At 68.7% G+C, this 23357-nt stretch carries 18 protein-coding genes and 1 tRNA gene; 12 read left to right on the top strand and 7 right to left on the bottom strand.

Annotated elements, in window-relative coordinates:
- Window positions 1–40: 40 nt before the first annotated feature.
- The 7 genes from QSK05_RS10245 to QSK05_RS10215 all read left to right on the top strand — a co-directional run bounded on the left by QSK05_RS10245 (window position 41) and on the right by QSK05_RS10215 (window position 10406).
- Entirely contained in the window at window positions 41–904 is an 864-nt protein-coding gene (locus tag QSK05_RS10245; RefSeq protein WP_285596463.1) for a TatD family hydrolase, read from the top strand.
- Window positions 905–1336: 432 nt separating this feature from the next.
- Window positions 1337–2506: a resuscitation-promoting factor gene (locus QSK05_RS10240; RefSeq protein WP_285596461.1), complete on the top strand. Its 1170-nt coding sequence runs from the start codon at window positions 1337–1339 to the stop codon at window positions 2504–2506.
- Window positions 2507–2693: 187 nt separating this feature from the next.
- Window positions 2694–3551, top strand: a complete 858-nt coding sequence (gene rsmA / locus QSK05_RS10235) for a 16S rRNA (adenine(1518)-N(6)/adenine(1519)-N(6))-dimethyltransferase RsmA (RefSeq protein WP_285596502.1) — start codon at window positions 2694–2696, stop codon at window positions 3549–3551.
- A gap of 116 nt (window positions 3552–3667) precedes the next feature.
- Window positions 3668–3811 carry a hypothetical protein gene (locus tag QSK05_RS10230; RefSeq protein ID WP_285596459.1) on the top strand — a complete coding sequence of 48 codons (144 nt, stop codon included), beginning with the start codon at window positions 3668–3670 and terminating at the stop codon, window positions 3809–3811.
- Window positions 3812–3916: 105 nt separating this feature from the next.
- Entirely contained in the window at window positions 3917–7441 is a 3525-nt protein-coding gene (locus tag QSK05_RS10225) for an ABC transporter ATP-binding protein (RefSeq protein WP_285596458.1), read from the top strand.
- Window positions 7442–7632: 191 nt separating this feature from the next.
- Complete coding sequence (locus QSK05_RS10220) at window positions 7633–8577, top strand: 4-(cytidine 5'-diphospho)-2-C-methyl-D-erythritol kinase (RefSeq protein ID WP_285596456.1); 945 nt, start codon at window positions 7633–7635, stop codon at window positions 8575–8577.
- 5 nt (window positions 8578–8582) lie between these two features.
- Window positions 8583–10406 carry an ABC-F family ATP-binding cassette domain-containing protein gene (locus QSK05_RS10215; protein WP_352300657.1) on the top strand — a complete coding sequence of 608 codons (1824 nt, stop codon included), beginning with the start codon at window positions 8583–8585 and terminating at the stop codon, window positions 10404–10406.
- Window positions 10407–10493: 87 nt separating this feature from the next.
- Here the strand turns inward: QSK05_RS10215 and QSK05_RS10210 are convergent, their stop codons facing one another.
- From QSK05_RS10210 to QSK05_RS10180, 7 genes are all read right to left on the bottom strand, one after another.
- On the bottom strand, window positions 10494–11390 hold the full coding sequence (locus QSK05_RS10210; RefSeq protein WP_285596452.1) for a carbohydrate ABC transporter permease: 897 nt from the start codon (window positions 11388–11390) through the stop codon (window positions 10494–10496).
- Window positions 11390–12382: a carbohydrate ABC transporter permease gene (locus QSK05_RS10205; protein ID WP_285596450.1), complete on the bottom strand. Its 993-nt coding sequence runs from the start codon at window positions 12380–12382 to the stop codon at window positions 11390–11392. Before QSK05_RS10205 ends, QSK05_RS10210 begins: the two co-directional genes overlap by 1 nt.
- 29 nt (window positions 12383–12411) lie before the next feature.
- Window positions 12412–13809, bottom strand: a complete 1398-nt coding sequence (locus tag QSK05_RS10200; protein WP_502879742.1) for an ABC transporter substrate-binding protein — start codon at window positions 13807–13809, stop codon at window positions 12412–12414.
- A 131-nt stretch (window positions 13810–13940) separates the two neighbouring features.
- Complete coding sequence (locus tag QSK05_RS10195; protein ID WP_285596446.1) at window positions 13941–14708, bottom strand: DeoR/GlpR family DNA-binding transcription regulator; 768 nt, start codon at window positions 14706–14708, stop codon at window positions 13941–13943.
- 263 nt (window positions 14709–14971) lie between these two features.
- Window positions 14972–15460: a MarR family winged helix-turn-helix transcriptional regulator gene (locus QSK05_RS10190; protein WP_285596444.1), complete on the bottom strand. Its 489-nt coding sequence runs from the start codon at window positions 15458–15460 to the stop codon at window positions 14972–14974.
- Window positions 15453–16085, bottom strand: coding sequence for a TetR/AcrR family transcriptional regulator (locus QSK05_RS10185; RefSeq protein WP_352300754.1), 633 nt, complete (start codon window positions 16083–16085; stop codon window positions 15453–15455). Before QSK05_RS10185 ends, QSK05_RS10190 begins: the two co-directional genes overlap by 8 nt.
- A 140-nt stretch (window positions 16086–16225) precedes the next feature.
- The gene (locus QSK05_RS10180; RefSeq protein ID WP_285596440.1) at window positions 16226–17167 is read right to left on the bottom strand and encodes an acyl-CoA desaturase; all 942 of its coding nucleotides are present in this window, start codon (window positions 17165–17167) and stop codon (window positions 16226–16228) included.
- A gap of 582 nt (window positions 17168–17749) precedes the next feature.
- On the opposite strand from QSK05_RS10180, the gene QSK05_RS10175 reads away from it, so the two are divergent.
- The 5 genes from QSK05_RS10175 to QSK05_RS10155 all read left to right on the top strand — a co-directional run bounded on the left by QSK05_RS10175 (window position 17750) and on the right by QSK05_RS10155 (window position 23353).
- Window positions 17750–17821, top strand: a tRNA-Gln gene (locus QSK05_RS10175).
- Between the two features lie 34 nt (window positions 17822–17855).
- On the top strand, window positions 17856–19322 hold the full coding sequence (gene glmU, locus QSK05_RS10170; protein WP_285596438.1) for a bifunctional UDP-N-acetylglucosamine diphosphorylase/glucosamine-1-phosphate N-acetyltransferase GlmU: 1467 nt from the start codon (window positions 17856–17858) through the stop codon (window positions 19320–19322).
- A 561-nt stretch (window positions 19323–19883) separates the two neighbouring features.
- Complete coding sequence (locus QSK05_RS10165; protein WP_285596436.1) at window positions 19884–20477, top strand: 50S ribosomal protein L25/general stress protein Ctc; 594 nt, start codon at window positions 19884–19886, stop codon at window positions 20475–20477.
- Between the two features lie 502 nt (window positions 20478–20979).
- Window positions 20980–21621, top strand: a complete 642-nt coding sequence (gene pth, locus QSK05_RS10160; RefSeq protein ID WP_285596434.1) for an aminoacyl-tRNA hydrolase — start codon at window positions 20980–20982, stop codon at window positions 21619–21621.
- Between the two features lie 193 nt (window positions 21622–21814).
- Window positions 21815–23353, top strand: a complete 1539-nt coding sequence (locus QSK05_RS10155) for a sugar transferase (protein ID WP_285596432.1) — start codon at window positions 21815–21817, stop codon at window positions 23351–23353.
- The last annotated feature ends 4 nt before the right edge of the window (window positions 23354–23357 follow it).

Raw genomic sequence — 23357 nt, 5'->3', positions numbered from 1 at the left:
CCCGGCCCGTTAGGGCCGGGAGGCCTCCATGGTGAGTTTGATGAGTAAGAAGAAGGACGACGGACCCGTACCGCTGCCCGAGGCGCTCCCGTTGCCCGTGGTGGACAACCACACACACCTCGACCACGTACGAGGAACCGGCGTGGGTTCGCTGGCCGCCGACGAGGCTGTGAAAACCCTGATCGCACAGGCAGTCTCGGTCAACGTGACGCGAATGGTGCAGATTGGCTGCGACCTTCCGGCCGCGCGCTGGACCGTGCAGGCCGTGGACCGGTTCCCGGAGCTGCTCGGTGGCGTCGCTCTGCATCCCACCGAGGCATCGAAACATGCTGCGGCACAAGAACTCGACGGTGCTTTCGAAGAGATCGAGAAGCTTGCCGAGCACCCCCGGATCCGGGTGATCGGAGAGACCGGGCTTGATCACTACTGGGTCACCGACGACGCCGGGAAGGCTGCCCAGGAGGACTCGTTCCGCCGGCACATCGACCTGGCCAAGCGGCTGGGCAAAGCGCTACAGATCCACGATCGCGACGCCCACGACGACGTGATCCGGGTGCTCGACTCCGAGGGGGCGCCGGAGAAGACGGTGTTCCACTGCTATTCCGGCGACGCCGAGATGGCCCGACTGGCCGCCGATCGCGGCTGGTACCTGTCGTTCGCCGGCACCGTGACCTTCAAGAATGCCGCCCCCCTGAGGGAAGCGCTCGCCGTGGTGCCTCTGGAGCGGGTGATGGTCGAGACCGATGCGCCCTACCTGACCCCGATGCCGTACCGGGGCCGCACCAACGCGAGTTACCTGGTGCCGCTGACGGTGCGGGCCATGGCGGCGGAACTCGGGCTCGGCCTGGACGAGATGTGCGCGGCGCTTTCGGCGACCAGCGAGGCGGTCTACGGCCCCTGGTAGCTAGTGAGGAGCTAGTGAGTGGCTGGTGAGTAGCTAGGTGACACGGGGTGATCGGAGCCCGGTTCAAGGCCTCCGATGACACGTTGTCACCCCCCTCCCGCACTGCCGCGATACCCCACCCGTACCGCCCTACGGTGGAGTTTTCGACACTTCGCGGTGTCACAATTTTGGGGGGTATCGAAACGGTTGAAGGCCAGCAATTTTCGGCAACCGACCGGACTCGTAGGAGCCATCCTGACCTGCGTTGATCCGGTCTGACCGGATGCGTTCCCCGGTCCGGAGGCTGTGGTTCGGCTTGGGATTCGGTCTCGGTTCGATTACGGTATGCGGTCGACAGCCGGGGTCGGTTCCCTCCCGGCGGAATCCCGAGGCCCTCGCAAGGGTGGTCCGAGGACGCAGGCGGTCACCGTCGGCGATGATTTCCGCCGTGCCGTGCCCGGGGAGAACAAGGCTTGGAGCATCGTGCGCTCGCTCGTCCACAGCAGACCCGCGCGCTTCATCGCGCAGGCAGCAGTCCTCGCCGTAGCCGTCGGCGGCAGCGTCTGGTACTCCCAGGCGAACAAGACGATCACCCTCTCCGTGGACGGTCAGACGACCGAGGTCCACTCCTTCGCCTCCAGCGTCTCGGACTTCCTCGCCGACGAGGACATCTCCGTCGGCGATCGTGACCTGGTCGCCCCCGCCGTCGACACCTCGATCGGTGAGGGCGACACCGTGGTCGTCCGTTACGCCAGGCCCCTGAACCTCACGGTCGACGGCACCGAGCGCACCTTCTGGACCACCGAGCTCTCGGTGGACAAGGCGTTGCTGGCCCTCGGGGTGCGCAGCGACGGCGCCGAGCTCTCCGCCTCGCGCTCGTCCCGCATCGACCGGGCCGGGATGACGATGTCGCTCAGCACACCGAAGTCGGTCACGCTGGTGGCTGACGGCGACAAGGACAAGATCACCACCACCGCCGTGACGGTCTCCGAGCTCCTCACCGACGAGAAGGTGAAGGTCGGCGGCCTGGACAAGCTGAGCCAGGTGCCCAGCACCCCGCTGCGCGACGGCCTGACGGTGAAGATCGCCCGCGTCACCCAGAAGAAGGTCACCAAGACCTCGGCGATCGACCACGCGACGAAGAAGACCTCGACGAGCAAGCTCTACGAGGGCGAGTCGAAGGTCGTCACGCAGGGCAAGGACGGCGTGCAGAAGGCCGTCTGGCAGATCACCCGCACCGACGGGAAGATCACCAAGCGCAAGCTCGTCGACACCAAGGTGACCCGCAAGCCGGTGACCGAGGTGGTGCAGGTCGGTACCAAGGAGAAGCCCGCCGCGTCGTCCAGCTCGTCGGGCGGTAGCTCCTCCGGCGGCAGTGTCGGTGGCGGCGTCGACTCGCTGAACTGGGCCGCGCTGGCCGAGTGCGAGTCCGGCGGCAACCCGAAGGCCGTGAACCCGGCTGGCTACTACGGGCTCTACCAGTTCAGCACCAGCACCTGGGCCGCGATGGGTGGCTCGGGCAACCCGGCCGACGCCAGCTCCTCGGAGCAGACCTACCGGGCGAAGCTGCTCTACCAGCAGTCCGGGGCCGGTCAGTGGCCGGTCTGCGGCAAGAACCTGTAACCAGAACGACCGAAGGGGCCGGTCCACCGATGGTGGGCCGGCCCCTTCGCCGTGTGCTGCGCGTCCCTGCTCGTGATCATGGAAACCTTCCCCGGCGTTCTAGAACTCTCGGCGGTACAGTTCTAGAACTCCGGGGACACTTTGCATGATCACGAACAGGGGGCTGTTAGGGTCGCCCGTTGTGTCTATGTCTCTGCTCGGCCCCGCCGACATCCGTCAGCTGGCCGGACGGCTCGACGTCCGCCCGACCAAACAGCTCGGGCAGAACTTCGTGGTCGACGCCAACACCGTGCGCCGCATCGCCCGGCTCGCCGGTGTGGGTGCGGGCGACCTGGTCACCGAGATCGGTCCCGGGCTCGGCTCGCTGACGCTGGCGCTGCTGGAGACGGGTGCCCACGTGGTCGCGGTGGAGATCGACCCCAAGCTGGCGGCCGAGTTGCCGGCCACGATCGCCACCCGGGCCCCGGAGGCGGCGGAGCGGTTCAGCGTCGTGCTCTCCGACGCGCTGCTGGTGCAGGCGCAGCAGCTGGAGGTCGGGGGCCGCACACCCACCGCCGTGGTGGCGAACCTGCCGTACAACGTGGCGGTACCGGTGCTGCTGACCCTGCTGGAGCGGGTCTCGACCCTCGCCAGTGGCCTGGTGATGGTGCAGGCCGAGGTCGCCGACCGGCTCGCGGCCCGTCCTGGCGACAAGACCTACGGCGTGCCCTCGGTGAAGGCCGCCTGGTACGCCGATGTGCGACGGGCCGGGGCGGTGCCGCGGCAGGTGTTCTGGCCGGTGCCGAACGTGGAGTCAGGGCTGGTGCAGTTCACGGCCCGCCCGCACCCGGAGACGAGCGCCACCCGGGAAGAGGTGTTCGCCTGCGTCGACGCCGCCTTCGCCCAGCGCCGCAAGACCCTGCGTGCGGCCCTGGCGGGCTGGGCCGGATCGGCCGACGCCGCCGAGGCGGCTCTGCGCCAGGCCGGTATCGACCCGAAGACCCGGGGTGAGCGCCTCACCGTGCAGGAGTTCTCCGCGCTGGCGGCTGCCCGCCGGAAGGGGTGACGACTCGGCCGTTCCGGCGGCCCGAACGGTCTGTACGGCGGATTTTCGCGGTGGGCCGCCGGGATGTCCGTGTCGCCGGGAGGCGCGGCCCGTTCCGGGGTCATAGGTTCACCCGCATGACGGACAACGGGAGCACGGGAACGCCGACCATCACCGTGGCCTCGATGAGCGCGATCAGTATCGATCTGGAGCAGCGAATCTCCTCGCTCCCACGTCAGACGCGCCCTGACGGTGCACCCGAACGCGGTGCCGGTCACTGAAATCACCCGGCGGTCGGTCCGCGGCTAGGAAAATACATTGAGTTCAGGGCGCATCTGACGGCAATGTGGGGAGGCCGCCCCCGCCTCCCGAAGGATTTTTCTGCCATGCGCCTGCTCCGAGACCTCTGGCAGACCTCGCCACGACAATGCGCCCTGGTGATGGTGCTCGTGGCGTTCGGGGGCGCGGGCCAGGCCGCCGCCGCGGCGCTGGCCGGACCGGTGCTGCTCGAGCGCTCCTGGTCGTTGTTCGTCCTGTTGGCCGCCGGTCTCTCGCTCTACGTGCTGGGCGATCTGGCCGTGAACATCGTCGCCGCCCGGCTGACCGCCGACTGGTCGGCCGACCTGCGCCGCCGTCTGTGTGCGGTCGCCTTCTCCCAGCCGTTGCCGGCGCTGGAGGGCACGCCGGTCGGTGAGTTGCTCGACCGTATTGACCAGGACATCTACCAGGTCGGCAGCGAGATCCGGAACAGCGGTCTGCGCATCTTTCAACAGCTCGCGGTGGCAACGGTTTCCGTCATCACGGCGTTGTTCGTCTGGTGGCCGGCCGGTGTCGGCATGCTGCTGGTGGTCGCCCTCACGGTGAAGGGCCTGTCCCGCCCGATCCGGCGCATCAATCCGGCCCGGATGAGCGAGGAGGAGGCATGGTCGGATCTGGCCGCGGTGATGGAAGAGTCGATCCACGGCCAGGACGACGTCCGCACCACGCTGGCGCGGCCCTACGTGGTACGGCTTTTCGCCGACCGGTCGAGCCAGGTCCTGAGCCGGGGACGGGTCGTGTGGCGACTGAGCGCGAAACTGTCAGTTGTCGCGTCCACCATTGTGCGCTCCTCGATCGCGGTGGTCGTGGTGGGCGGTATCTGGGCCCTGCAGGCAGGGCACCTCGACGCCGCCCGGCTGACTTCGACCTGGCTTCTGGCGCTGGCTTTCGGGGCGACGGTCGACCACATCAGCCGGATGGTGCCGCACCTGCAGCAAGGGCTCGGGGCCTGGGGCCGGGTGCAGATGCTGTCGGCCTCGCAGGTCGAGCCGACCGGCGGTGAGGCTCCGACCGAGGGTGAACTGTGCATCCGGAACCTGACTTTCGCCTACCCGGGGGAGTCGGATCGGGGCGCCGTGCTGCACGACGTCTCGCTGACCTTCGTGCCCGGCCGCTCGTACGCGCTGATCGGGCGCACCGGTTCGGGCAAGTCCACGCTGGCCAAGGTGCTCACCCGCTCGGTCGACGTGCCCGACGGCACGGTCGACCTGGGGGGAGCCGACCTGAACCAGGTCGATCTGGAACTGCTGCGCCGCTGGGTGGCCGTGGTGCCGCAGCGCACCGAGATCCTGGCCGGAACCCTGGCCGAGAACATTGCCCTGTTCGACCCGGAGCTGACCGGCTCGGCCGGCCGGGTGATGGACGAACTCGGGCTCGGCGCCTGGGTGGAGGGCCTGCCCGACGGTCTGGACACCCGGCTCGGTGAGGGCGGCTACGTGCTCTCGGCGGGGCAGGAGCAGCTGGTCGCGTTCGGCCGGATCCTGGTGCGTGACCCGCACCTGGTGATCCTCGACGAAGCCACCGCGCGGATGGACCCGGTCACCGAGCACCAGGTTCAACGCGCCTCGGCCCGGCTGCTGGAGGGGCGCATCGGCATCGTGATCGCGCACCGGCTGTCGTCGGTGGCGGACTGCGACGAGGTGGTGGTGCTCGACAGCGGCCGCGTGCTCGAGGCCGGTCCACTGGCCCAGTCGCAGCGGTTCGCCCGGCTGGTCGAGAGCGGCCAGCTGCGCTCGCCGGCGCTGGCCGGTGTCAGTACTCACCTCCCGCAGCAGCGGTCGGTCGAGGGCGAACTGCTGGAGGACGTCGTGGTGGCCCCGGTCCCACCGGCCCCGGTCCCACCGGCCCCGGTCCCACCGGTGCCGGTGGCGTCGGAGCCGCCGGGCCGGGCCGAACCGCCGAAGGTCGTCGAGGCCACCGGTGGTTCCACCGTGCGCGAGATCTTCCAGCTGGTGCGCAACGACGCCCGGTACGGGGTCGCCGCGGTCGGCGTCTTCATGGTGCTGATCCTGCTCGGGCTGGACGGCTCGGTGCTGCCGTGGCTGTGGGCCGACCTGGTGGACGGATCGGGCAGCCTGTTCTGGCCGTCGGCCGGCATCGTCACCGCGCTGCTCCTCACCGCCCCGCTGCCGTGGTTCACCGACCGCTGGTTCCCGGAGTGGTGGGTGCGTCAGACGCTGCGCATCAACCTGCGGCTCACGCACGGCCAGACCGGTGACCGGCGGGTCAGCAATCACACCCCCGCCGCGGTAATCGCGCAGTCCGGCGACACCGAGCGGGTCGTGCAGCTCGCCGACAACGTGGTGGACAACGTCACCGCCGTGGTCGTCATGGTCACCATGACGGCGATCTCCGGCTCGATCGTGCCCGCCCTGTTCTTCGCGGCCACGATGGTGCTGTCGGGGATCGTGGCCACCGGGTTCGGCCCGAAGCTGGAGAAGGCGGCGGCCCGCACGGTCGCGGCCCGGGCCTCCTTCGCCACCGCGCTGGTGTCGTCGCTGTCGGCGGCCCGCACGGTGAAGCTGAGTGGCGCCACCCAGCCCGTGCTGTCGCACCTGGCCGGGCTCGACCAGGTGCGCAGCGAGCGGCAGCGCGAGGAGATCATGATCCAGGTCTGGTCGCGGTCCACCCCGGCGCTGACCGCCGGCCTGCTGCCGATCGGGGCCTGGGCGCTGTACCTGAACGGTGGTCTCAGCTCGGCGGCCGTGCTGATCGCGGTCTCCACGCTGGGCTCGGCGCGGTGGTTCGCCTGGACCACGGCCTCGTTCGTGTCGCAGCTGCCCTCGGCCCGGGTCTGGACCCGGCGCACCCACGCGATGATCGGTGAGGGCAACTACTCGGCCGAGCTGCCCGAAGTGGATGTGGCGGCCGGCACCGCCCCGGCGCCGGTGCTGCCCGGCCGCGAGCCGCTGCGCGAGCTGACCCTGACCGGTTTCACCGCCGTGCACGAGGACGGCATGCTCGGTGCCCGCGACGTGGACCTCACGGTGCGGCGCGGTGAGCTGGTGCTGGTGGTCGGACCGGTCGGGGCGGGCAAGTCGTCACTGCTGCGGGCCCTGGCCGGGATCGTCCATCACTCGGGGTCCCTGGCCTGGAACGGTACGGAGGTCACCGAGCCGGAGCGGTTCCTGCGCCCGAACCAGGTGGGCTATGTCGGCCAGGTGCCGCGCGTGCTGTCGGGCACGATCGCCGACAACATCTCGCTCGGGCACGACGTGGACCTGCACACCGCCGTGGCCGCGGCCCAGCTGGAGCGCGACCTGGCCGAGTCCGGTTCCGGACTCGGGCTGATGATCGGGCACAAGGGCTCCCGCCTGTCCGGTGGTCAGCTGCAGCGCCTGGCCCTGGCCCGGGCGCTGGCCCCGCGCACCGAACTGCTGGTGGCCGACGACGTGTCCTCGGCCCTCGACGTCGGCACCGAGCTAGACCTCTGGAATGCCCTGCGCGAGCACGGCGTGACGGTGGTGGGCTCGACGTCGAAGCGGGCGGCCCTGGAACGTGCCGACCGGGTGGTCGTCATGATCAACGGCCGGGCGGTGGCGCAGGGCACGTGGGCGGAGCTCGACGACCGCTGGAGCCACCTGGCCGGGTAACTCAACCCCTTGTTCGTGATCATGCAAATCCCCCAGCCTTCGGCCGGGAGGTGCCCCACTCCCCGGAGCTCTAGAACTCTCAGCGTCACAGTTCTAGAACACTGGGGAGGTTTTGCATGATCACGGAGTGGATCTGGGGGGACGCGGCTGCCTCGTTCGGAGGGGCGCCGCGGATTGCATAGAGTGGGCGCATGGCGGCGACGGGAACGGTGATCGTGCGCGCGCCCGCCAAGATCAATCTTGAGTTGCGGGTGGGCCCGGTCCGGGAAGACGGCTTTCACGAGCTCGCCACGGTGTTCCACGCCGTGGCGCTGTTCGACGATCTGACCGCGCGGGCCACCGAGCCCGGCTCGGGGGTCTCGATCACGGTGGACGGCATCCAGGCCGACGAGGTGCCCACCGACGACTCGAACCTGGCCGTGAAGGCAGCAAAGCTGCTGGCCGCGCACATCGGCCTGGAATCGGCCGACGTGGCGTTCTCCCTGCGCAAGGGCATCCCGGTGGCAGGTGGCATGGCCGGTGGCTCGGCCGACGCCGCGGCCGCCCTGGTCGCCTGCGACGCGCTCTGGCACGCCGGTCTCGACCGTGAGCAGCTGTTCGACCTGGCCGCGCAGCTCGGCTCGGACGTGCCCTTCTCCCTGCTCGGCGGCACCGCGATCGGCAGTGGCCGGGGTGAGCTGCTCACCCCCGTGCTGGCCCGCGGCGAGTACACCTGGGTGATCGCGCTCGCCGAGGGCGGCCTGTCCACGCCCGGGGTCTACGGAAAGATCGACCGGATGCGCGAGGCCGGTGAGGCTCCGCAGCCCACGCCCAGGCCCGAGATCGACGACGCCCTGATGGCCGCGCTGCGGGCCGGTGACGCCGCGGCCCTGGGCTCCCGTCTGCACAACGAGCTGGAGCCCGCCGCCCTGGCGATGGCCCCCCAGCTGGACCGCGCGCTGGAGATCGGCCGCAAGGTCGGCGCGCTCGGTGGCATCGTGTCCGGCTCCGGCCCGACCACGGTGTTCCTGGCCCGCGACTCCAGTCAAGCCCTTGATCTCGCGGTCGCCCTGACCGCGTCCGGAGCAGCGGCCGACGTGCGACGCGCACACGGTCCGGTGCCCGGTGCCCGTCTCGTCGAATCGGTGCGTGGTTAAGCCCAGTGGCCCACCTTCTCAACGCGGAGTCCGTCACAGTTGTGCACGGCTCCAGAACGCTTTTGGACGCGGTAAGCCTCGGTCTCGACGACGGTGACCGGATCGGTGTGGTCGGCCGGAACGGCGAGGGCAAGTCCACCCTGCTCCGGGTGCTCGCCCGTCTGCAGGAACCGGACGGCGGCCGGGTCACCACCGGCCGGGAGGTGCGCCTCGGCGCGCTCTGGCAGGAAGACCGCCTCGACCCGGACATGACGGTGCGACAGGCGGTCATGGGTGACATGGCCCCGCACGAGTGGGCCGGCGACGCCAAGGTCCGCGACGTGCTCGGCGGTCTGCTCGGTGGCCTGGAAGCACCCCTGGTCGGAGGGCTCGACGCGACGTTCGGCCGGCTCTCCGGGGGCCAGCGGCGCCGGGTCGGTCTGGCCGCGCTGCTGATCAGCGACGACGACCTGGTGATGCTCGACGAGCCCACCAACCACCTCGACGTCGAGGGCGTGGCCTGGCTGGCGCAGCACCTGAACCAGCGCTGGCCCGCCGGGCGCGGTGGCCTGCTCGTGGTCACCCACGACCGGTGGTTCCTCGACGCGGTCTGCGGCAGCATCTGGGAGGTCCACGACGGTGTGGTGGACAGCTACGAGGGCGGTTACGCGGCCTACGTGCTGACCCGCGCCGAGCGCGCCCGGGTGGCGGCCGTGACCGAGGAGCGCCGCCAGAACACCCTGCGGAAAGAGCTGGCCTGGCTGCGCCGGGGCCCGCCGGCCCGCACCAGCAAGCCACAGTTCCGCATCGACGCGGCCGAGTCGCTGATCGCCGACGAACCGCCGCCGCGCGACCAGATGAACCTGGCGAAGATGGCCACGGCCCGCCTGGGCAAGGACGTGGTCGACCTGGAAGACGTCACGGTCACGGTCGGATCCGGCGACGAGGCGAAAACCCTTCTGGAGCACGTCACCTGGCGGCTCGGCCCGGGAGACCGGATCGGTGTGGTCGGGGTCAACGGCTCGGGCAAGACCACGCTGATGAAGATGATGCTGGGCGGTCCGGGTGCCCCGGTGCCCACCGCCGGCCGGGTGAAGCGCGGAAAGACGGTTCAGGCGGTCATTCTCAGTCAGGACGTGCGCGAGCTCGACGCGGTGGCCGACCAGAAGGTGCAGGAGGCTGTCGAGAAGGTCAAGGGCACGGTCCGGATCGGTGGCAAAGACGTCACCGCGGGCCAGTTGCTCGAACGCCTGGGTTTCACGAAGGACAAGATCTGGACCCGGGTCAGCGACCTGTCGGGTGGTGAGCGGCGGCGTCTGCAACTGCTGCGCCTGCTGATGAGTGAGCCGAACGTGCTGCTGCTCGACGAGCCGACGAACGACCTGGACACCGACACCCTGGCCGCCATCGAGGACACGCTCGACGAGTGGCCCGGCACGCTGATCGTGGTCTCCCACGACCGGTACCTGCTGGAGCGTATCTGCGACAGGCAGGTGGCTCTGCTCGGTGACGGTCAGATCCGGGACCTGCCGGGTGGGGTCGAGGAATACCTGAAACTGCGGGCCCAGCAGGAACAGACCGAGGCGAGCTCGTCGACGTCCTCCATCTCGGAGGCGACCACCCCGGTGGCGACGGCCGCCGATACCCGTGCCGCCCGCAAGGAGATGGCCCGGATCGAACGGCAGATCTCGAAACTCGCCTCGCGGGAAGAGAAACTGCACGCGCAGATGGCCGAGAAGGCCACCGACCACGCCGCGATCAGCAAGCTCGACGCAGAACTGCGCGAGGTGACGGCGGAGAAGGACGCGCTCGAAGAGGCCTGGCTGGAAGCGGCCGAACTAGCCGGCTGAAACCTGGTCGTGATCATGCAATCCCCAGCCTTCGGCCGGGAGGTGGTGCTCCCACCTCCCGGAGGGGGATTGCATGATCACGGGGGATTACTTGACGGCGCCCAGTGACAGGCCCCGCACCAGCTTGTCCTGCGCCGCGAAACCGGCGATGAGCACGGGCAGCGACACCAGAGTGGCTGCTGCGCAGAGCTTCGCGAGGAACAGACCCTCACTGGTGATGAAGCCGACGAGGAACACCGGCGACGTCGAAGCCGCGACCGCGGTCAGGCTCTTCGCCAGCAGGAACTCGTTCCAGCTGAAGATGAAGCAGATCAGGCTGGTGGCCGCGATACCCGGGGTGATGATCGGGACGATCACGCTCCAGATCACCCGGAGCGTGCCGGCGCCGTCGACCTCGGCGGCCTCCATGATCTCCTTGGGCACCTCGGCCAGGAACGACTGCAGCATCCAGATCGCGATCGGCAGGTTCATCGCGGTGTAGAGGACGACCAGGATCCAGATGTTGTCCAGGCCACCGATTTTCTGGACCAGCAGGTAGATCGGCAGCAGTGCGGCGATCGAGGGCAGGAACTTGGTGGAGAGGAAGAAGAACATCACGTCCGTCCACTTCTCCACCGGCTTGATCGACAGTGCGTAGGCCGCCGGGATCGCCAGCGCCAGCACCAGCAGCGTGGAGACGATGCTGGCAGTGGCCGAGTTGATCAGGAACGGCCCGACCCCGCGGTCGAACAGCGCGGAGTAGTTGTCGAGCGTGAACCCGGCGAGCAGGGTCGGCGGGTTGGTCGCGGCGTCCGCCTCGCTGTGGAACGAGGTGAGGAACATCCAGGCCACGGGGGCGAAGAAGATCAGGGTGAGTACCCAGGCCGTCGTCGTCCAGACGAAGCCACCGGTCTCGGCGAGGTCGCCCTCGCCCTGGGCCGGCTTCTTCTTACGCCGGTTCAAGATGGTTCCGGACTTGGGTGTTTCGGTCGTCTGTGCGCTCATCAGCTGTGCTCCTCCCGGAAGAGCGAGCTCACGACCCGCAGAGCGAAGGTGGCCACGACGATCGTGCCGATCACGGTGACGACGCCGGCCGCGGAGGCCTCGCCGTACTCGAGCTTCGAGAACGTGGTCAGGTAGATCTCGTAGGGCAGGTTGGTGGTCGCGCTGCCCGGGCCGCCCTGCGTGATCGAGAAGACTGCGTCGAACTGCTGCACGATGTAGATCGCGCCGAGCAGCGTCGACAGTTCGATGTACTGCCGCATGTGCGGAAGCGTGATGTAGCGGAAGATCTTGACCCCTCCTGCGCCGTCCACGCGGGCCGCCTCCAGGATGTCCGTCGGCTGGGCCTGTAGCCCGGCCAGCAGGATCAGCATCATGAACGGCGTCCACTGCCAGACCAGCGCCGCGATGACCGAAGGCATCGGGTAGCTGGACACGAAGTCGATGGTCGGGCCGTGGTCGGCACCGAACAGCTTCCAGACGGCGTTGATCGTGCCGTTGAACAGGCCGTACGTCGGGTTGTAGAGAGCGTGCTTCCACAACAGGGCAGACGCCACGGGCATGATCAGGAACGGTGCGATCAGCAGGGTCCGGGCCAGACCGCGGCCCGGGAACTTGCGGTCGAGCAGCACGGCCAGGCCGAGGCCGAGCAGCAGGCTGATGGCCACGGTGCCCACGGTCAGGGTGATCGTGTTGATGACCGCGCTGCGCAGTCGTTCGTCGGTGAAAACGGTCTTGTAGTTGTCGAACCCGACGAACGAGGTGTAGTCACCGAGGCCCAGGAAGCTCTTGTCACCGGGCTTCTGCGGGTTCCACTGCAAGGATGAGATACCCATGGTGATGAGGAACGGCACCTGGGTGATGACGATGGTGAAGATGAGCGCCGGCAGCAGCGGGGCCCGCCGGACCCACCGGGATCTGCGGGAGATCCCGGTGGGCCGGCGAACCGGTGGGGCGGCGTTCTCTTCCTGATGTGTTTCGGCAACGGTAGCCATTGCCACTCCTCAGGGTTGAGACGTCGGTTTTACTTGTATTCCTGGGCGATTTCCTCGGCCTGCTTCTGGCCGTCGTCCAGCGCGTCCTTCACCGATCCCTGGCCGGCCAGCACCCCGCTGATCGACTGCGACACCTTGGTGCCCAGGTCGGCGAACTCGGGGATGGTGACGTACTGGATGCCGACGGTCGGTCGGGGCTGCAGACCCGGGTTGGTCGGGTCGGCGTGCTCGATCGACTCCAGGGTCAGCTGACCGAAGTCACCGGAAGCTTCCTTGTACTCGGGGATCTCGTAGGTGCTGGCGCGCTTGCCGTTGGGAACCCGGGCCCAGCCCAGCTTCTCGCCGACGGTCTGCTCGTACTTCTTGCTGGTGGCCCACAGGGCGAACTTGGCGGCGGCGTCGGCGTTCTTGGTGGTCTTGGGCATGGCCCAGTTCCACGACCAGAGCCAGCCGCTGTATTCGGTCTTGTTGACCGGGGCGTAGGCGTAACCGATCTTGCCCACGACCTTGCTGCTCGCCTCGTCCTCCAGCGAACCCGCCGCCGAGGTGGCGTCGTACCACATGGCGACCTTGCCCTGGCTCAGGGCGTTCAGGCACTCGGTGAACCCGGCCTGGGCCGCGCCCGCCTCACCGTGCTCCTTGATCAGCTTGGTGTAGAAGTTGACCGCCTCGGTGAACTCCGGGGCGTTCACCTTCGCGTTCCAGTCCTTGTCGAACCAGGTGCCGCCGAAGGTGTTCACCACGGTGGTCAGCGGCGCGAACATCTCGCCCCAGCCCGGAAGGCCACGCAGGCAGATGCCCTTCATGCCGGGCTCGGCGCCGTCCAGCTTCGCCGCCAGGTCGGCGACCTCGTTCCAGGTCGGCTTCTCCGGCATCGTCAGGTTCTTCTCCTTGAAGATGTCCTTGCGGTACATCAGGAAGGAGGACTCACCGTAGAACGGCAGGGCGTAGAGCTTTCCGTCTTCTCCGGTGAGGCTCTCGGCGACCGGCTTGAGCAGGTCGGCCGAGTCGTACTCGCTGTCCGCGTCGGCGTACGAGCTGAGTTCGTGCAGCCAGTCGTTCTTCTGCCACAGCTGCGTCTCGTAGGCACCCACGGTGGCCAGGTCGTACTGGCCGGCCTTGCTCGCGACGTCCTGGGTGACCTTGTCACGCAGCTCGTTCTCGGGCAGCACGGTGAAGTTCACCTTGATGCCCGTTTCCTTGGTGAAGGTGTCGGCGGTCAGATCCTGGATGTCGGTCATCTGCGGGTTGGCGACCATCAGGACATTGATGGATCCGCCCTTCCCGTCACTGCCGGCTCCACCGCCACCACCGGCGCCTGAGCACGCGGTGGTGATGAGAACGGTGGCGACGGCCCCTGCCGTCACACCGATCCTCCAGCTGTTGTTCGTCCGGGTCACGAATCCTCCTTGACTGTGCGGGACCATATTGAGGCGAGAAGTTACGTATTAACTACTTATGGTGATGACAAGGTTGTCAGAACTAGGTGCAGTCGGGCCGTTGCTCATCGTGCGTCTTTCGGTCGTCGGATCCTTGCCTGCGGGGCTGCCGTGAGGTGTCACACCATCACCGCTTCTACGCCGATGGCGCGCAGTCGCCGGATCTGACCCTCATTGGCCGAGCGGTCGGTGACGATAGTCGAGAAATCCCTTGCCTGTGCAAAACGGTAGGACGAGTCGGACCCCAATTTTGACGAATCGGTGACCAGGAGAGTGCGCCGGCTGGCACTTACGGCCCGGGCCTTGATCGCCGCCACGGCGGCATCAGGGCAGGTCGCGCCCCGTTCCAGGGTGAGTCCGTTGGTGCCCAGCACGCTGAGGTCGAAGACGAAGTCCTCCAGCATGCGAAGCGCCCAGTGGTCGATGGTTCCCAGGGTTTTCCCCCGTACCCGGCCCCCGATGAGTACCACAGAGACCTGGTCGCGGGGAGCCATGACCAGAGCGATCGGTAGCGAGTTGGTGACCACGGTGAGTGGTCGCCGGGGGGTCAGGCGCTCCGCGAAAGCCTGTGTGGTGGAGCCCTCGTCAAGGTATATGGATTCGGCGGTGCCCACCAGACCGATGGCGTGGTCGGCGATGCGACCCTTTTCGTCGGTGCGGGAGGTGTTACGCAGAGCCAGGGTGCCCTCGAACCCGAGGCGCTCCACCGGGATCGCCCCGCCGTGCACGCGCCGCAGCAGTCCTTCGGCCTCCAGAGCCGTCAGATCGCGCCTGACCGTCTCCTTGGCCACTGTCAGCTCGCGTGCCACCTCGGCAACATCGATCCGTCCCACCTGCCGTGCCTGATCGACCAGCCATCGCCGTCGTTCATAGGCATAGAGCTCCATTGCCCGCCTCCGCCCGTCCGTGGCCGAACCGGCCCGGTGCATGTGTCTGTGATGTAAACCTCAGGCACAGGTTCTCCACAAGGGGTTGAGCTAAAACGGGCACCATCTTTGACCAAACGGAAGCACCCGGGCGCCCGAACGGGTACCAAATGTCCGTTTTGCCGATAGGGGGGTGAGTGGGAACGGGGCTCGGTAACAGAGCCGTAAGGCTCTCCTGCCCGGGTCGGGGGGACCGGCCCGGTGTGGATCTTCGGCTCGAATTCTCAGTTCGGGTCGAAGGCCGTCAGAAGATCGCGCAGCAGGTGCGCCAGCTGATCGTGCTCACCGTTGGTGAGCACGGCGAGGACCGAGCGCTCGACCTCGAGCAGGTCGGACAGCGCGGCATCCGTCACGGCCCGGCCGCTCTCCTCCAGCTGCACCATCACCCCGCGACCGTCGGCCGGGTCGGGGAGCCGGCGCACCAGGCCCCGGCCCGCCAGCCGGTCGATGCGGTTGGTCATCGTGCCGCTGGTGACCATGGTCAGGGCGACGAGTTGGCCGGGGGAGAGGCGGTATGGATCGCCGTTCCGTCGGAGCGCCGAAAGTACGTCGAATTCCCAGGTTTCGAGATCGTGCCGGGCGAAGGCGGCCGAACGGGCCTTGTCCAGCAGGCGCGACAGTCGACTGACCCGGGAAAGCACTTCCAGCGGGGTGACATCCAGATCGGGTCGCTCGCGGTTCCAGGCTGCGACGATCCGGTCTACCTCATCCACGGGGCTTTTCGACCTCCGGCTTCATGGATCGGCGGGCGCGCAGCCGGGGCTTGGTCTCCAGTGCGGTCAGGCCGTTCCAGGCCAGGTTAACGACATGGGCGGCTACCACGGCCTTTTCCGGTGTGCGGTGGTCGAGCCAGAACTGGCCGGTCATGGCGATCATGCCGACCAGCATCTGGGCGTACAGCGGGGCCATCTGCGGATCGAAGCCGCGGGCCGCGAACTGCTCGCCCAGGATGTACTCGACATGACCGGCCACGTCGCTCAGCAGGCTGGCGAAGCCGCCCTCCTGCTTGGTGATCGGCGAGTCCCGCACCAGGATGCGAAAACCGTCGGTCTCGGTCTCGATGTAGGTGAGCAGGGTCATCGCGGCGATCTCGAGAACCTGCCGGGGTGGGTTCGGCTGGGTGAGGGCCTCGGTCATCGCCTCGAGCAGCTTGCGGGTCTCCAGCTCCACCACCGCCGCGTAGAGCCCGTCCTTGCCGCCGAAGTGCTCGTACACCACTGGTTTGGAGACCCCCGCGGTGGCGGCGATCTCCTCGACACTGGTGCCCTCGAAGCCCTTCTCGGCGAACAATTGCCTTCCGATGGCCAGCAGTTGCTCGCGCCGCTGGGCCCCTGTCATCCGGGCGCGGCCACCGGCCCGGGACGCGCGCGGACGGTCGGGCGTCGGGGAATGGGGGCCTGTACTCACCGGGCTATCATGCCCAACTCGCGCGATCGGTGTAGAGGTCGCCCGCCCATGCCCAAACCACCCCGGCTCTGCTACGCGCGCCGTGACGCGAGGCGCGTGGTGTCCGGCCAGCGCACGTTGGTCGCCCAGCCGAACTTCTCGAAGAACCAGATCACCCGGGCGCTGGAGTCGATCTGGCCCCGCAGCACGCCGTGCCGGGCGCAGGTCGGGTCGGCGTGGTGCAGGTTGTGCCAGGACTCCCCGAACGACAACAGGGCCAGCCACCAGACGTTGCCCGAGCGGTCGCGGCTCTTGAAGGGGCGCTCTCCCAAGGCATGACAGATCGAGTTGATCGACCAGGTGACGTGGTGCAGCAGCCCCACCCGTACCAGCGATCCCCAGAAGAAGGCCGTGGCCGCTCCCTGCCAGGTGCCCGTGATGGCGAACCCCAGCAGCGCGGGCAGACCCAGCGAGAGGATCACCAGGGGGCCGAACGCACGGGACACGAACATCACGCCGCGATCGCGCAGCAGGTCGGGGGCGTAGCGCTTGGGGTTGGTGTTCTCCGGGTCGAACAGCCAGCCCATGTGGGCGTACCAGAGGCCCTTCATCAGGGCGGGCACGGTCTCGCCGTAACGCCAGGGCGAATGCGGGTCGCCCTCGCGATCACTGAAGGCGTGGTGGCGCCGGTGGTCGGAGACCCACCTCAGCACCGGGCCCTCGACCGCCAGGGAGCCGGCCACGGCCAGCGCGATGGTCAGCGGGCGGTTGGCGCGGAACGAGCCGTGGGTGAAGAACCGGTGGAAGCCGACCGTGATCCCCAGCCCGGAGATCAGGTAGAGGACGAGGGCGATCACCAGGTCGTGCCAGTTCAGCAGGCGCCCCCAGGCCATCGGGATCGCCGCGACCAGCGCCACGAACGGCACCGCGATGAAGATGAACAGTGCCGTCTGCTCGCCCCGGCGCTTCGGGTGGGGGTCGACGTGCGGTTCGCCCCGGGGTGCCTGGGCCGGCTGGCTGGTGCGGGAGGTCACCTGGGTGGTGTTTGAGGACGAGGTGACTGGTGGCGTTGTCCTGGAGGACGAGGTGCCTGGGGACGAGGTGCCTGGGGACGAGGTGCCTGGGGACGAGGTGCCTGGGGACGAGGTGCCTGGGGACGAGGTGCCTGGGGACGTCGTCTCGGTGGGCGTCCCACTCGTGGGCGCCGGGGGGACGGGCGCTGCGGCTGCCGGTGAACTCACGGGGATTCCCCTCTTCCGGGTCGTGCCGCCAGATCACGGGCCGGACGCTGCTTGCCCGGGGCCCGTGTCTGCCGGACCGTGCCGGCCAAAATCTGCCGGCCGTCAATCCTGCTGACCGATCCTGGTCAATCCGGATCGGGACCGCGCTGACCTGCGACGAGCAACCTACGGTCGGTAACCTACGAAAGCGTAACCCGAGAATCCGAGGCCTGGGCAGAGGGCACGCAAGGAAGTTCTGGAGTGTTCTGCCCCTTGTCGCCCAGGCAACGATTCGGGCAATTCCGGGGGCGCGAAGGGTGCCGATGCGACGAAGAGGCCCCGGAGTTGGCAGACTGGCCCCCGGTCCTCGTGGGCGCCGAGCCCGGCGAGCGACCTTCCCCCCTGGTGTAACGGCAGCACACAGGCCTTTGGAGCCTTGAGGTACCTGTTCGAATCAGGTGGGGGGAGCTTCTGGCATTCGCGCTCTGGAGGGTGTTCGTCCGTGAGTACACAGCAGCCGGCAGCGGTCGTGGTTCTGGCCGCCGGTGAGGGCAAGCGGATGCGCTCGCGTACCCCCAAGGTGCTGCACCGCATCGGTGGCCGGTCCCTCGTCGGGCACGCGCTGGCCGCTGCCTGGAGCCTTCGGCCGGAGCATCTCGTGGTGGTGGTGCGGCACCAGCGTGAGCAGGTTGCCGGGCACGTGGCCGAGATCGCCCCGGCCGCCGTGATCGCCGACCAGGACGAGGTGCCCGGCACCGGCAGTGCCGTCGCCGCCGGTCTGCGCGCGCTGTCGGGGCTGGACGGGGTTGACGGGGTGGACGGCGTGGTCGTCGTCACCTACGCCGACGTTCCCCTGCTCTCCGGCGAGACGCTGGCCGCCCTGGTCGAGGCCCACCGGGCCGAGCAGGCCGCGGTGACCGTACTGACCGCCGAGGTCGGCGACCCCACCGGCTACGGCCGGGTGCTGCGCGACGCCTCCGGCGCGGTCACCGGCATCGTCGAGCAGCGTGACGCCACCCCGGAGCAGGCCGCGATCCGGGAGATCAATTCCGGCATCTACGCCTTCGACGCCAAGGTGCTGGTCGACGCGCTCGGCCGGATCGGCTCGGACAACGACCAGAACGAGATGTATCTGACCGACGTGCTGGGCATCGCCCACGCCGACGGCCGGCGGGTGCGCGCTGTCGTCACCCACGACCTCTGGCAGGTCGAGGGCGTCAACGACCGGGTTCAGCTCGCCACCCTCGGCGCCGAGCTGAACCGCCGCCTGCTCGTCGGTCACATGCGTGGTGGCGTCACCGTGGTCGACCCGGCCACCACCTGGGTGGACGTCGACGTGCACCTGGCCGCCGACGTCACCCTGCTGCCCGGCACCCAGCTGCACGCCGGCACCACGGTCGCGACCGGGGCCACCGTCGGCCCCGACACCACGCTCTCCAACTGCGCGGTCGGCGAAGGTGCGTCCGTCGTCCGTACGCACGGCACCGGCGCGAAGATCGAGGCCGGCGCCGGGGTCGGCCCGTTCAGTTATCTGCGCCCGGGCACCGTGCTCGGTCCGGACGGCAAGATCGGCGCCTTCGTCGAGACCAAGAACACCACGATCGGCGCGGGCGCCAAGGTGCCCCACCTGACCTACGCCGGTGACGCCACGATCGGTGAGGGCGCCAACATCGGCGCCGCGACGATCTTCGCCAACTACGACGGCGTACAGAAGCACCACACCACCGTCGGCGCCCACGTCCGGATCGGCAGCGACACCACCCTCGTCGCCCCGGTCACCGTGGGCGACGGCGCCTACACCGCCGCCGGCTCGTCGATCACCGAAGACGTGCCTCCCGGCGCCCTCGCCGTGGCCCGCGGTCGTCAGCACAACAGCGAGGGCTGGGTCGCGCGCCGCCGGGCCGGAACCCCCTCGGCCCGCGCCGCCGAGGCCGCCCTGACCTCCGACCCCGAAGCCCCCACCGAGTAATCCCACCGGGCCAGACCAAAACAGGCTCGGCTCGGCCAGGCCCGGCCGGGCACGGCCCGCGGGGCTATGGAGTACCCCTACCCCTACCCCTGTTCGTGATCATGCAAAATCTCCCCGGCGTTCTAGAACTCTCACCGCGACAGTTCTAGAACTCCGGGGAGATTTTGCATGATCACGGCGGGTTGTGGCCGGGGTTGTCGCGGGGTTGTCGCGGGGTTGTGGCGGGTTGTTGTCGTGGGGTGTGTACCGGTGCTGTCCCCGGTCGGTGGTCGCCCCGGAGGGTTTCACCCGCATTCCGGGGCGGTGGGGCGCAAGATCGTCGAGAAAGAGGAGGTGGGGTCAGGTGTATGGGCGAATCTGGGCCCCGGCCGGTCATGTACAGTGGTCCGGTTACCTCGGCGAGGGTTGCAGCCCAACATCAAGCGCAACCGTGATCGACGCGGACATCACTACGTGCATGGCGCGCCTGTGACTCCGCCGGGTGTGCCGCCATTCATATCGTTGAAGCAGTCTGACTTCTGTGCGCGGCCTCGGTCGCGCCCGTGATTGAGGAGATCTGTTGTGTCCGAGGTAAAGCTCAGCGCTACGCCGCGTAACGACTTCGGCAAGGGCGCTGCGCGTCGGCTGCGCCGCGACCACCAGGTTCCGGCCGTGCTCTACGGGCACGGTACCGACCCGGTTCACGTCGCCCTGCCCGGGCACGCGACGATGCTCGCGCTCAAGAACGCGAACGCCCTGCTCACCATCGACATCGACGGCAAGAGCCAGCTCGCCATCCCGAAGGACGTGCAGCGTCACGCCCTGAAGGGCTCCATCGAGCACGTCGACCTGCTGATCGTCCGTCAGGGCGAGAAGGTCACCGTCGACGTCGCGCTGCACTTCACCGGTGACCCGGCGCCGGGCGGCCGCGCCCAGGCCGAGCTCAACTCGCTGAGCCTCGAGGTCGAGGCCACCGCGATCCCGGACGGTATCGAGTTCAGCATCGAGGGCACCGAGGTCGGCACCCAGATCCACGCCGGCCAGATCCCGCTGCCCGAGGGTGCCACCCTCATCGGTGACCCGGACGCCATCGTCATCGCCGTCACCGACTCCACCCGCGCGGTCGGCACCGAGGCCGAGGCCGCCGAGGCCGACGCCGTCGCCGCCGAGGGCTGATTCTCCGTGTAGCCCCCCAGCAACACCCGACCTCAGGGCCGGCCCCCACGCGGGTGCCGGCCCTGAGGCGCGTCTGGTCCGGTGGCCACCCACGTTCGCCGGCCCGCCTTCGGCCGTGATCAGGCAATCCCCCAGCCCCTGGAGAGCCGGGAGGTGACCCCACGTCCCCGGGGAAGGTTTACCTGGTCACGAACGGGGAGGTGGCCCACCTTCGTGGTCACCGCACGAGGGCCTGTCGCGGCGAAAGATCTGATCCGGGGCGCAGTCGAGAGCCTGCCGACCGGGGTGGCCTCGGCGGGTACGACCCGAGTGGTCCCGGAGCGCCGCAATGCCGGGCACGGGCGGATCCTGGTCCGTGATCGGGGCGATCCCTCGGCTTCGGCCGGGGAAGTGGGGGCACATCAGGGCGTCCCCCGGCCCCCACGTAACTGAACCGTGCCCCACCGAACGCTCATACGCGTCCATAGTTGGCGTTCGACCCCACCCACCCGACGGAGCCGTGATGCCTGCCGAACCCACCCCCGACCCCACCACCGAGATCAGCGACCTGCCCTGGCTGGTCGTCGGTCTCGGGAATCCGGGGGACAAGTACGCCCGGAACCGGCACAACGTCGGGCACCGGGTGGCCGACGAGCTGGTCGCCCGGATGGGGGGCCGCTTCGCCACCCACCGGTCGCGGGCCCAGGTCCATGACGGGCGCTGGGCACCGACCGGAGGCCGGCCGGGAGCCCGGATGATCGTGGCCAAGCCGAGCACGTACATGAACGAGTCGGGCGGGCCCGTGGCGGGCCTGCTGCAGTTCTTCAAGCTGCCGGTGACCCGGCTTCTGGTCGTGCACGACGAGCTCGACATCCCCTTCAGCGAGGTGCGCCTGAAGTGGGGCGGGGGCGAGGGCGGTCACAACGGCCTGCGCTCGATCAGTAAGTCAACGGGAAGTAAAGGCTACGGCCGCGTACGTCTCGGTATTGATCGTCCGCCCGGCCGGATGGATCCCGCCGACTACGTTCTACGTGATGTCCCTGCTGCTCAGCGTGAAGATCTGCTCCTCATGATCGGTGAGGCCGCGGATGCGGTCGAGGAGCTCGGCCGGGCGGACTTTGCCCGGATTCAGGGGATTTACAACACGAAGAGTGGCAGTCGGTAGCTCGCTGCCTTAACTGCGGAGTTGATGTTGTACAGGGCGTCTTTCATGGGTGAACTGTGAGCAACTGCCAGATGAAAGGGAACCAACCACACTATATTCACTTAAGCCGGACAGATCGCCGCTGATCTCGTGGTTCGACATTCGCCTGTGTCGGTTTTGTATCAAGCGATTGTTAAGTCTGAGGGAGGCGTGAATGGCAGTCATGGAGCCCGGAGGCAACGTTGACCAGCTGACCCAGCTGGACGATGTGGTCGCTCGCCCCAGTGGTCCGCCCAGTTCCGGCACGGTCCCCCGGCAACAGGTCCACAAGACCGGCCGGCACATCGGCGCGGGCAGTGCCGAACCCGGGGCGATGATGCGTCGCTACCAGCGGATGGCGGTGGCCTCGGACGGCCTGGCCTCGCTGCTGGGAGGCGTGGCGGCGTCCGTGGTGCGGTTCGGCGAGCCCGACCCGACCTACATCGCCTTCACCCTGCTGCTGCCGATGCTCTGGATCGCCATCATCACCGCGCAGCGGGGTTATGAGCGCCGGTTCCTGGGCACCGGCCCGGAGGAGTACCGCCGGATCAACCAGGCCGGTCTGATGATGTTCTGCCTGATCGCGGTGGTCTCCTACGCGCTGCGCAGCGAGGTCGCCCGCGGCTATGTGTTCCTGGCCATCCCGGTGACCCTTCTGCTGACACTCGCCTTCCGGCGTCAGCTGCGGGGCTGGATCTACCGGTTGCGCGATCGCGGCCTGGCGTTGCAGCGGGTGCTCGTGGTCGGTCGCGCCGACGTGGTGGTGTCGGTCATCGAGAAGCTCGACAACGAGCCGCAGCACGGTCTGGTACCGGTCGGCGCCTGTGTGCCGTTCGTCGGGGTCGAGGTCTCGCACGTGAACGACGTCCCGGTGGTCGGGGATCCGGAGCGGGTGCTCGACGCGGTGGAGGCCACCGGGGCCCACGTGGTCGCGGTCGTGTCCCACCCGGACCTGTCGGGGCAGGCGCTGCGGCGTCTGTCCTGGGCCCTGGAGGAGCGTGGGGTCGAGCTGATCGTCTCGCCGGGCATCATCGAGGTGGCCGGCCCGCGGTTGTCCATCCGGCCGATCGCCGGCCTGTCGTTGCTGCATCTGGAACGTCCTTCGGCCAACGGTGGCCGGATGATGGGCAAGGTGGTCTTCGACCGGGTGGGCGCCCTGCTGCTCACCCTGCTCGCCCTGCCGCTGCTGCTGCTGATCGCGGTGGCGATCAAGGTCACCAGCCCGGGGCCGGTGCTCTACCGGCAGACCCGGGTCGGAGCCGGGGGCCGCGAGTTCCTGATGCTCAAGTTCCGCTCGATGGTGGTGGACGCCGACCGGCGCCGGGCCGCGTTGCTGAACCTCAGCGAGGGCAACGGCGTCCTGTTCAAACTGCGCAAGGACCCACGGGTCACCCGGGTCGGCGGCCTGCTGCGCCGGCTCTCCCTGGACGAGCTGCCGCAGTTGCTGAACGTGGTGCGGGGAGACATGTCCCTGGTCGGGCCGCGTCCGCCGCTGCCCGAGGAGGTGGCCGCGTACAGCGACGACGCGGTGCGCCGGCTGAAGGTGAAGCCCGGCCTCACCGGTCTCTGGCAGGTCAGCGGCCGCAGCGACCTGAACTGGGAGGAGTCGCTGCGCCTCGACCTGCGGTACACCGACAACTGGTCGATCGCCCTGGACGTCACGATCCTGTGGCGCACCGTACGTGCAGTGGTTCGTGGAGCTGGCGCTTACTGAGAGA

Origin of the sequence: Kineosporia sp. NBRC 101731, from assembly GCF_030269305.1 — a bacterium.
GTDB lineage: Bacteria > Actinomycetota > Actinomycetes > Actinomycetales > Kineosporiaceae > Kineosporia.
Note: the sequence above shows the minus strand (reverse complement) of the source record. Positions and strands in the feature narration are given on the sequence as shown.